This window comes from Mucilaginibacter gracilis, assembly GCF_003633615.1.
Taxonomy (GTDB): Bacteria; Bacteroidota; Bacteroidia; order Sphingobacteriales; family Sphingobacteriaceae; genus Mucilaginibacter; species Mucilaginibacter gracilis.
The window spans coordinates 4955488-4966187 of the sequence record NZ_RBKU01000001.1 but is presented as its reverse complement, the minus strand read 5'-3'; the positions used below and the strand labels follow the sequence as shown (position 1 = coordinate 4966187).

The 10700-nt window shown below is 44.8% G+C and carries 5 protein-coding genes; 3 read left to right on the top strand and 2 right to left on the bottom strand.

Annotation, left to right across the window (positions count from 1 at the left end; genetic code table 11):
- Window position 1: 1 nt before the first annotated feature.
- Both BDD43_RS22140 and BDD43_RS22135 read left to right on the top strand, forming a co-directional pair.
- Complete coding sequence (locus tag BDD43_RS22140) at window positions 2-3649, top strand: glycosyl hydrolase (protein ID WP_121199857.1); 3648 nt, start codon at window positions 2-4, stop codon at window positions 3647-3649.
- A gap of 2 nt (window positions 3650-3651) precedes the next feature.
- Window positions 3652-5691: an aceric acid hydrolase gene (locus BDD43_RS22135; RefSeq protein WP_121199855.1), complete on the top strand. Its 2040-nt coding sequence runs from the start codon at window positions 3652-3654 to the stop codon at window positions 5689-5691.
- 50 nt (window positions 5692-5741) lie between these two features.
- Here the strand turns inward: BDD43_RS22135 and BDD43_RS22130 are convergent, their stop codons facing one another.
- Window positions 5742-8063 carry a DUF5703 domain-containing protein gene (locus BDD43_RS22130; RefSeq protein ID WP_121199853.1) on the bottom strand — a complete coding sequence of 774 codons (2322 nt, stop codon included), beginning with the start codon at window positions 8061-8063 and terminating at the stop codon, window positions 5742-5744.
- Window positions 8053-9516 (bottom strand): sialate O-acetylesterase, encoded by a 1464-nt coding sequence (locus tag BDD43_RS22125; RefSeq protein ID WP_121199851.1) that lies wholly within the window; start codon window positions 9514-9516, stop codon window positions 8053-8055. The genes BDD43_RS22130 and BDD43_RS22125 overlap by 11 nt, the downstream gene beginning before the upstream one ends.
- A gap of 140 nt (window positions 9517-9656) precedes the next feature.
- On the opposite strand from BDD43_RS22125, the gene BDD43_RS22120 reads away from it, so the two are divergent.
- Complete coding sequence (locus tag BDD43_RS22120) at window positions 9657-10538, top strand: IS982 family transposase (RefSeq protein ID WP_121196630.1); 882 nt, start codon at window positions 9657-9659, stop codon at window positions 10536-10538.
- The last annotated feature ends 162 nt before the right edge of the window (window positions 10539-10700 follow it).

Sequence of the window (10700 nt, the reverse complement as noted above, 5' to 3'; positions counted from 1 at the left end):
TATGCTTATTCCGGTTAAATATTTAGTTGAGTTTAAAAGGTTTATTTTATTGTTAGTATTGTGCTTATGCATAGCAGCTAATGTAAATGGCCAACATAAAAAAAAGTCTAAAAGTAAAACGGCGCATCAAACCGCAAGTCATAAAAAAAGTACTTCCAAACATTCGGGTGGCGGTTCGGGTAAAAAAAGCAAGTCTTCGGGTTCACATGGTAAAAAATCAAAACATGAGTTGGCTAAAGGTAAGGGGCGCAAAAAAAAGCATGGCAGCCACGGCATGCCATATGTTGATAACGACGAACGCGCAGGCGAAGAAGACGTTGTGGCAACCGCACCCATACAGGCCATAAATGACGATTCGCCTTTAAGGCAGGCATTTATACACCCGCCCGATGCGGCTAAACCCTGGGTGTTTTGGTATTGGATACAAGGCGCCGTTACGCGCGAAGGCATTACCGCCGACCTTGAAGCCATGAAAGAAGCAGGTATTGGCGGTGCTTATTTAATGAGTATAAAGGGTCCCGCAAATCCGCCGCTGTTTAGCCCTGCTGTTAATCAATTAACGCCCGAATGGTGGCAGATGGTAAAATTTGCCATGAGCGAGGCACAACGCCTCGGCCTTAAAATGGCGATGCACGATTGCGATGGCTTTTCGATAGCGGGCGGCCCCTGGATAACCCCCGCACTATCTATGCAGAAGCTTACCTGGAGCAAAACCATAGTGAGCGGCGCAAGGCATTATAATGATACCCTGGCTTTGCCCAAAAGCTATCCGGGTTATTACAAGGATGTGGCAGTTTTCGCCTATCCGTTAAGCTCGGGCGATACCTTATCTACCGAAACGGTTGCTCCCAAAATAAGCAGCAGCAAGCCGGGAGTTGAGGTTGCATTTTTAGCAACCAAGGGCAGTAAAAAAAGCTTTAGCAGCGATAGCACCTGCTGGATACAATACGCGTTTGATAAACCGTTCACATGCCGGTCGGTTACTATCCGTACAAACGGCAACAATTACGAGGCCCAGCGGCTCAATATACAGGTGAGCGATGATGGCCGCAATTTTCGCGAGGCCGAACATCTGGAGCCTCCCCGTAGCGGCTGGCAGGATGGCGAAGAGCCAAACACCTACGCCATTAAACCCGTTACGGCCATGTACTTTAGGTTTGTATATGATAAAGCCGGAAGCGAGCCGGGAGCCGAAGACCTGGAAGCGGCCAAGTGGAAACCTAATTTGAGGATACAGGGGATCGATCTTTCGGGAGCGGTGCGTATCAATCAGTTTGAGGGCAAAAGCGGCCAACTTTGGCGCGTAGCCAAACATACAACTGCCCAACAAGTGCCCGATGCCTTGTGCATACCTAAAGATAAACTGATAAACATTAGCCGTTACCTTGATGCAAGGGGCCGTTTAAATTGGGACGTACCCGCCGGTAAATGGGTTATCATCCGCATGGGGCATACCTCAAACGGGCACCTTACCGAAACAGGAGGCGCAGGCACAGGGCTTGAATGTGATAAATTTAACCCCGAAGCGGTAAAATCACAATTCGACCATTGGTTTGGCGAAGCCGTTAAGCAAGCCGGGCCCGAACTGGCCGCACAGGTTTTAAAAATATTTCATGTAGACAGTTGGGAATGCGGCAGCCAAAACTGGTCGCCGGTATTTGCAAATGAGTTTGCGAAAAGGCGCGGGTACGATTTAATTCCGTATTTACCTGTAATGGCCGGCATCCCGGTGCAAAGTGCAACCGTATCCGAAAAGGTTTTGGCCGACGTTAGGCAAACCATTGCCGAATTACTGGCCGATAACTTTTATGCCACCATGGCCAAACTGGCGCACGAAAAAGGTGCCGTATTTAGTGCCGAAAGTACTGCACCAACAATGGTAGGCGATGGTATGCTGCAATTTAGGGATGCCGATATACCCATGGGCGAATTTTGGCTGAAAAGCCCCACCCATGATAAGCCTGGCGATGTTCTCGACGCTGTTTCGGGTGGGCATATTTACGGCAAAAACTTAATACAGAGCGAAGCCTTTACCGAGGTACGCATGGCATGGGATGAGCATCCCGGAAATTTAAAAACCCTGGGCGACCGTGTTTTTGCGCAAGGCGTTAACCGTTTTGTAATGCACGTATTTACACATAACCCCTGGCTTAACCGTAAGCCCGGCATGACGCTGGATGGGGTAGGACTATACTTTCAGCGCGACCAAACCTGGTGGAAACAGGGCTTTGCCTGGGTACAGTATTTACAACGTTGCCAGGCCATGTTGCAAATGGGTAAACCTGTGGTTGATGTAGCCGTTTTTACGGGTGAAGAAACCCCACGCCGATCTATATTGCCCGATAGGCTGGTGAATACCCTGCCCGGCATATTTGGAGCGGATGTAATGAATGGCGAAGCTAAAAGATTAGCTAACGAGGGCCAGCCAATGCATACCATTCCCGACGGTGTAAATTCGTCGGCCAATATGGCCGAGCCGCAAAAGTGGATAGACCCGCTAAGAGGCTATACTTACGATTCGTTTAATAAGGACGCCTTGTTGCGTTTGGCTACCGTTAGAGATGGCCGCATAGTTTTGCCCGGCGGTGCAAGTTATGGTTTGCTGGTTTTACCGGGAGAAACTAAAATGGATCCGGAAGGTGGCAATTTGATGTCGGCAGAGGTAGCTCAACGTGTTAAGCAACTGGTTAACGATGGAGCAACACTGTTAATTGATGCCGATCCTAAATTAATATCCGAAATAGGAATATCCGCGCAAAGCAAGGGCCGTCTTTTAAAAGGCTCGTATCAGGCAGAAACGTTTGATAATTTGGGCTTACCGCGCGATATGATAGCGACAGACTCGATAGGCCAACACGCTAAAGACATTGCCTGGACGCACCGTACCGACCCGGAATTTGATTTATATTTTATCTCAAATCAACAAAACAGGGCGCGGGTAATTGATTTGTCGTTGCGGGTGGCCAACAAAATACCCGAAATGTGGGACCCCATGACCGGCGAAACTTACCAGTGCAGCCAATATACAAATGAGAACGGGCGCACCAATTTAACGTTGAAACTGGAACCTAACGGGTCGTTTTTTATTGTTTTGCGCAAGGCATCTGTTACGGCATCCCGAAAAGGTCAAAACTGGTCGGATTTTAAAACCGTGCGCTCTGTTGATGGCGTATGGCAGGTTAATTTTGATCCTAAAAGCGGCGGCCCCGATGGCCCCGTTGTTTTTACCACATTAAGCGATTGGAGCAAAAACGAAATACCGGGTATTAAATACTATTCTGGCACTGCCGATTACATGCAGATTGTAAAATGGAACAGCAACCTGGTAGCTCATCGCCAAATATGGCTTGATTTGGGTAATGTGGCCAATGCCGCAAGCGTAACCATTAACGGTGTTTTTTGCGGCGTAGCCTGGGCACCGCCATACCGCTTAGATATTACAAAAGCCTTAAAAACCGGTTATAACAAAGTGCATGTTGAGGTGAGCAACACCTGGGCAAACCGCCTGATAGGCGACCACAACCTGCCCGATGATAAACGAATTACCTGGACAACGGCACCATACCGCCTTGATAAAAAGCCTTTACTACCGGCAGGTTTACTTGGCCCGGTAAAAATAATTGTGGTTGACAGAACAAAACGAGATTGATTATGAGAGCGATATTAAAAGTGAGCCTTTGCGTGTTGGTAGTTACCATAACCGTACAGCTACAAGCAATGGCACAAAGTAAAAGCCTAACCAATACTTCGCAAAGCCCTTACGCAAAGCTACAAAGTGTAGATATGGGTAACGTGAAATGGACAAATGGTTTTTGGGCAGAGCGCTTTAAGGCTTGTCGCGATTCGATGATACCGCACATGTGGAGCGTTTATACGGATGCAAAAACGGGCCATGCAACGCAAAATTTTGAAATAGCAGCAGGATTAGATACCGGCGAACATGTAGGGCCGCCGTTTCAGGATGGCGATTTTTACAAGCTGATGGAAGCCATGACAGCCATGTATGCCGAAACTAAAGATAAAAAGTTGGATGAGGTTTTAGATAAAACCATAGCCCTTATTGGCAAGGCGCAACGTGCCGATGGCTACATTCACACACCTACATTAATTGACGAGCGCAAAAATCCCGCAAAGGCCAAAGCTTTTGAAGACCGGCTAAATTTTGAAACCTACAACCTGGGCCATTTGATGACGGCTGCTTGTATTCATTACCGCGTTACGGGCAAAAGAAACTTTTTGGAGATAGCTATCAAAGCCACCGATTATTTATACCGTTTCTACAAAACTGCTTCGCCCGAACTGGCTCGTAATGCCATTTGCCCCTCGCATTATATGGGCGTGGTTGAAATGTATCGCACCACTCGCGATCCTAAATATCTGGAACTGGCTAAAAGCCTCATTGACATTCGCGGTTTGATGAAAGAGGGTACGGATGATAACCAGGACAGGGTACCCTTTAGGCAGCAAACAGCGGCTATTGGCCATGCCGTTAGGGCAAACTATTTGTATGCCGGTGCAGCCGATGTTTATGCCGAAACAGGCGATACCACTTTAACCCATACCCTAAATTTAGTATGGAACGATGTGGTGAACCGAAAAATGTATATAACCGGAGGTTGCGGCGCGTTGTACGATGGTGTTTCGCCCGATGGTACTTCCTATTTGTTAAAAGATGTTCAGCAGGTACACCAGGCTTACGGGCGTGATTACCAGTTACCCAATTTTACTTCGCATAATGAAACCTGCGCCAGCGTAGGTAATGTGTTATGGAACTGGCGCATGTTGCAACTTACCGGAAACGCCAAATATGCCGATGTAATGGAGCTAACGCTATATAATGGTATGCTATCGGGAATTAGTTTGAGCGGTACAAAGTATTTATATACCAACCCACTCAGCGTATCGGACGAGATGCCGTATCAGCAACGCTGGTCTAAAGACAGGGTGGGTTATATAGGTTACTCAAACTGCTGCCCGCCAAATGTTATCCGTACCATTGCCGAGCTGAATAATTACGTTTATAGCGTGTCCGACAAAGGGCTGTACCTTAATTTATATGGCGGCAATACCCTATCAACCAAATTGAAAAGCGGAAGCGAAATTAAACTGACCGAGCAAACTGATTACCCCTGGAACGGGGCAATTAAATTAATTTTAGACAAGGCTCCGCAAGAGGCATTTTCCATGTTTTTCAGGATACCGGGATGGAGCGATGGTGCTACGCTAACGGTAAATGGTAAACCAACCAACATTAATTTAACCCCGGGCCAGTATGCCGAAATAAACGGCAAGTGGAAAACAGGCGATGTAATTGAGTTAAATATACCCATGCCTATAAACATGGTTGAGGCAAACCCTTTGGTTGAAGAAACCCGCAACCAGATAGCCGTAAAACGCGGCCCTATAGTTTACTGTATCGAATCGGCAGGAATACCTAAGGGCGAAAAGGTGTTTAACTTGTCGCTATCATCAAAGGTTAGTTTAAGTACTCAGAAAATCACTATCGATAATGCCAATATTATTGCCCTTACCGGCAAAGCCGAATTGGAAGATAGTAACTGGAAAAACAAGCTTTACCGAAATATAAATACCAAGCAATTAGGCACCACCAACATACAATTAATACCTTATTTTGCCTGGGGAAACCGTGGCCATGTAGAAATGGAAACCTGGATTCCGTTTAGCAGGTAATTTTGTCTGTTTGGGTACGAAGCTGTGTTATCAAATTAAAACATGGCTTTTTACTTCAGCATATTCATCACATCCTTTATCCGTTCTTCCGGTAATACTTTTAGGGATGTAAGTTTGCCACCTTTCAAGGTTGCTTCTATAGTAGTATTGTACGGTGCGCGCAATTTAAAGTGAACATCCCAGGTTGCGGGCCAGGCAGGGAAAAGGTATATTTTTTTATCATCGGTTTGGAGCAGCATTTCCTGCAAACCTATCATGCCCGATCCACCCCAGTTATGGTCGGGAGTCCAGTCAAAACCAGGACCCCAGAATGCCGGAAAACGACGGCCCGAATCTTTTAATTTTAAAGTGTTAAGTCGCGCGGCTTCGGCTGTTAAGCCCAAATCGGCGGCAAAAATATTATCCTGTTTCCATCCAACGTGGCTTCTAAATTTTATGGCGTCGGTATCATACAGGTAGGTGTTAATAGCGGTTTGTAGGTCGGGCTTGCCAACTCCGTATATATGCCACGGAAAAACCGGGTATAATTGCGGCGTTTCTTGGTTATTAATGCGTTCCCACAATTGTGCCGGGGCAATTGTTTGTTTGCCATTAAAACTGGAAAAAGCAATAGGCGGTATCTGCGCAAGCATAGTTGCCCAGCGTGTACGGCTTTCGGCGTTCATATAGTTATTGGGCAGCTCCAACAACCGCGATAATATAGTTTTTAAGGCCGCTATTGTTGTGGTAGAGTTGTAAGTCATTTTATAAGTTTCGGCAGCCGAACCGGGATAAAGCACCAGTTGCCCGTTACCGTTTAATGGTTTGCTGCCGCGTTGTTTGGCAAGATATTGGTAATGCTCGCTGTAAAAAGTTAGGCAGCTCTCCATAAAGGGGATGTATTTGCTAATGCTTTTGCCGGAGTATTGGCCCTCATCAAGCATCATCAAACAAAACTGAAAAACGGTGTCCCACTCATATTCAAGCCAGGCATTATATTCCATGCCTTTATCATAGCCTGCCGGTCGTTTGGTTCCGTATTCGGCATAGTTGGGTAATCCAAAGTTTTCTATTTGCTCCGTAAAAGATGCCCCTTTATGGTTCCAGTAAACCTTGCTGCGCAGTTCGGCATTGTGCAGTGTTTTTAAATAAAAATCAAATTGGGGTTTAAGCATATCCCAATCGCCACTTTTAAGCATCGGGAAATATACCAGCCTTTGGTTTTGAGCAGTGGCCAAACCACCGCCCCAATTGCGAAAATCGGGAGTGAATTTATAAAGGGTGTCGGTATACGATGGATCGAAGGTAAACAAGCCGCCATTAAATTTAGTTGGCGATGTGCCGTAGGCATTGCAACCCAGCATATAACGAAATAACTGATAGTTGCGGCCCACCTGCCAGTTGGCGCTGTCGGGTTGTGGATTATCGGGCTCAATATCAATAAAACTGCGTTGCCAGTACTGGTGCCACCAATCAATAGTTTTTTGTTTGGCTGTGGCCGATGTTTGCGCTAACTTCTCTAAAACCTGTTGCAAACCGGCTTGCCAGGTTTTAATAGCGGCACATTGTTTTGTATAAAGCGTAACCTGTATAGCTTGTTGCTTAACCGGCTTGCTGCTTTGCAATTGCCATGCTTTAAATTGTGTTTTGTTATAGGTGCCGTTATTGGTGCCAACGGCAACCATGTTTTTACCACTCATTACCCCGCCAAAGGTTAAGTTTTTAAGCGGATTGTACATTTCGCCTTTTACGGCCTGCATACCTTGTTGTTTTACAGCGGCATCAAAAACGGTACTATCACGGTTGTGGTGATAAAAGCTGATGGTGTTGTTAACAAAATTTACCGAATCGGCATAGGTGAGCGTATTGGCTGGTGCGGCAAATTTCCAGGAGCTTTGGTTGTTTTCGCGGCCCTTCATTTGGTTATCGCGGTAACGCCAGCTTTCGTAACTGGTTTTTACGGTTAATGGTTTATCGCTGTTAATATCGATATAGAAAACCGGGTTAAATACATCAGCACGTATATTGATCCGCGCGGCTTGTTTACCGTCGGACCCGGTGATGTTGATATACCCCTCATTTAGTACTAACTCCTGTTTAAATATTTTGCCCTCAAGCGGGTTAGGAGTGAGGTGTACACGAATGCGCCCCAGTTTTAACAGCGTATTGTTCTCGTCAAAAGTGCCGCTCCGGCTAAAGTACATAAGCAGGTCGCCATTTTCAACCCAAACATTCAGGCCAATATCTCCGCCACCGCAAGGCATCGATTCGGACGAGTTTTTACTCTGGCTGTTCCAAACTACATTGTATCTGGCCAGTTCGTTTGTTTGGGCAAATGCTTTATAACACGCTAAACATAATATAAATGCTAAAAATAGCTTTCTACTTCGCATCGTTATAATCCCAATCGTCGGTGCGGAAAGAAGAAACGGGTAAGCCATCGGTGCTAAAAAGCTCACCCACAATAAAATCGCGGAAAGCGTATCGTACAGCCACCGGAGCTTTCACATCCGGTGATGAAACCGTAACCGTACTGCCCGAAATTACGGCTTTAGCCAGATAAAAATGTTTGTCATCTCCGGCAACTTCAAATTCGGTTAGTTCTTTAAAGTAGGATGTTATACCCATTGGGCAATCTTTAAATTTTACTACAGCCTGGTTACCCTTAATAGTCAAATTATCATAGGTTGGGCTTAGCGGGTTAAACCCTTTTATACCATAAGTTTTAGCCAGGGCAATGTAAGCCATACGGGTTCCGGCGGTTTCTTTATGCGGTGGGTGAATGGTTGCCTGTTCGCCAATATCCATTAATACAGCCATACCCGTGTTAGGTATTTTGTCGGCCTCTTTGCGCTGTGCATCGCGTAAAAACGCCGAATTATATTTACCGCCTTTGTTATATGGTGGCAGTTGTGCATAGTCGTAAGGTGCTATCTGGGTATAGTAAAACGGAAAATCGCCAATGGCCCATTGTGCCCTTAAAGTTTTAACGTATGTTTCAAACAGCTTTTCGTATTGCGATGGGTTGTCGTAATTAGATTCGCCCTGATACCATATGGCTCCCTTTATGCCATAGCCTAAAATGGGGTACAACATGCCGTTATAAAGCGTGGTAGGAGTGCGGCTTGCCTGTTTAATGGTATCGCCCTTTGCGGGAACTTTAATTTCGGGGAAAGCACCGAGGGTGGCAGCATCCATCCAGGCCTGTATTGATGAGCCACTGTAACTGCAATGAATTAACCCAACGGGCACATCATCCAGCACTTTGTTAATAAGACGGCCAAAATAATAACCCGTAGCGCTAAAATTAGCAACAGATTCGGGGTCGGCTTCGCGCCATTGGCCCGGTTTTGAATCCTTTTGTGGCTCGGTAACTGACGAACGGGGAACCGTGTATAGCCTGATGTTTTTGTTTTTCGATGTTAATATAACCTCGTTGGCGCCAATAATGGGCTGGCCCTTAAAGCCCTTCATCGGCATTTCCATGTTTGATTGCCCGGTGCATATCCAAACTTCGCCAATTAATATGTTAGTGAATGTAACGGGTTTGCCATCGTTTACCGTTAGCTGGTAGGGGCCACCCGCAGTAGGGGTGCTTATTTTAAAGCTAAACCTGCCATCGGCACCTGCTACTGTTTTATAGGTGGCTTTGTTCCATGAACTGGTTAAGGTTAGGGTTGCCGAAGGTTTATCCCAACCCCAAACCTGCACCGTCGACTTTTGTTGCAGCACCATGTTATCGGTAAATAAGGCGGCCAGTTTTGGCTGTGCTTTGGCAATATTATTTAAAAGGCAAAGGCATACAAGCATTAAAAGCCTGTGGTAACTTTTGTATTTTATTATCATGGTTGGATGTGGCTAATTGGTTTAATTTGCTTTAGCTGTACTAGCTATCAAATTTATAATAACCCGTAGTGCATTATAAAGAAAGTTGTTCATTTCGCCAATAAATGGTATATTGTATTGACTGACAATCAATTACAAACATGAACAACTTGATTCAAAATTACACTTTTATTTTAGAAGAGTTTAGGAAACTGTCAATAAAAGAGGACTTTTATTACAAACCAGTAAGGCCAAGACTGTCTGATTTAGAGTTAATTACGTTAAATTTGACCGCTGAATATTGTGGAATAGATTCTGAATATCAGTTATTTAGAAACCTGAAAGGTACCCCGCTTGATATCTTGATCGAACGAAGTGTTTACAATAAGAGAAAAAGAAAATTGTTCCCGCACATAAATGAGGTGAGAAAAAAGCTTGTTCAGAAACTGAACGCTGTCCAGGACTGTTTCATTGTCGATTCAATGCCTTTAGAGGTATGTAAAAATGCCCGTGCAGCAAGAAGTAAAATCTGCAAAGAACAGGAATACGCTTTTCCAAACCATGGTTTTTGTGCTGCGCAAAGTTCGAGGTATTATGGATACAAACTGCATGCAGTTTGTTCAGTAGATGGTGTTTTTGAGAACTTTGACCTAAGCCCTGCTTCCGTACATGACATACATTACCTGAAAGATATACAACAACAAATGACTGATTGCGTGCTACTTGGAGACAAAGGCTATTTGTCCGCAGAGGTACAGGTCAATCTTTTTGAATCTGTAAACATTAGATTGGAAACCCCGATGAGAAACAATCAAAAGAAATTCAAACCGTATCCATACCTATTCAAAAAATCAAGGAAAAGGATTGAAACGCTATTTTCGCAACTGTGCGATCAGTTTATGATCAGAAGAAATTATGCCAAAACTTTTGAGGGGTTTAAGACAAGGACGTTAAGTAAAATAACTGCCCTGACCACCATTCAATACCTCAACAAATTTATCTTTAAAAGGAACATGAATCACATTAAAATAAATTTAGTCTGATAATGCACTACGGGTTTATAATATTATTTTTTTATTGCCATGGCCGTCAGGCTAAACAAGATAATATTGTACAACGATGTGCTAAGTTGTTTTAGTGATGTGCGCACAATGCCCAATAACTTTATGTGAAATTATAAACCTGTTAAAACTTATTTTTAAGCT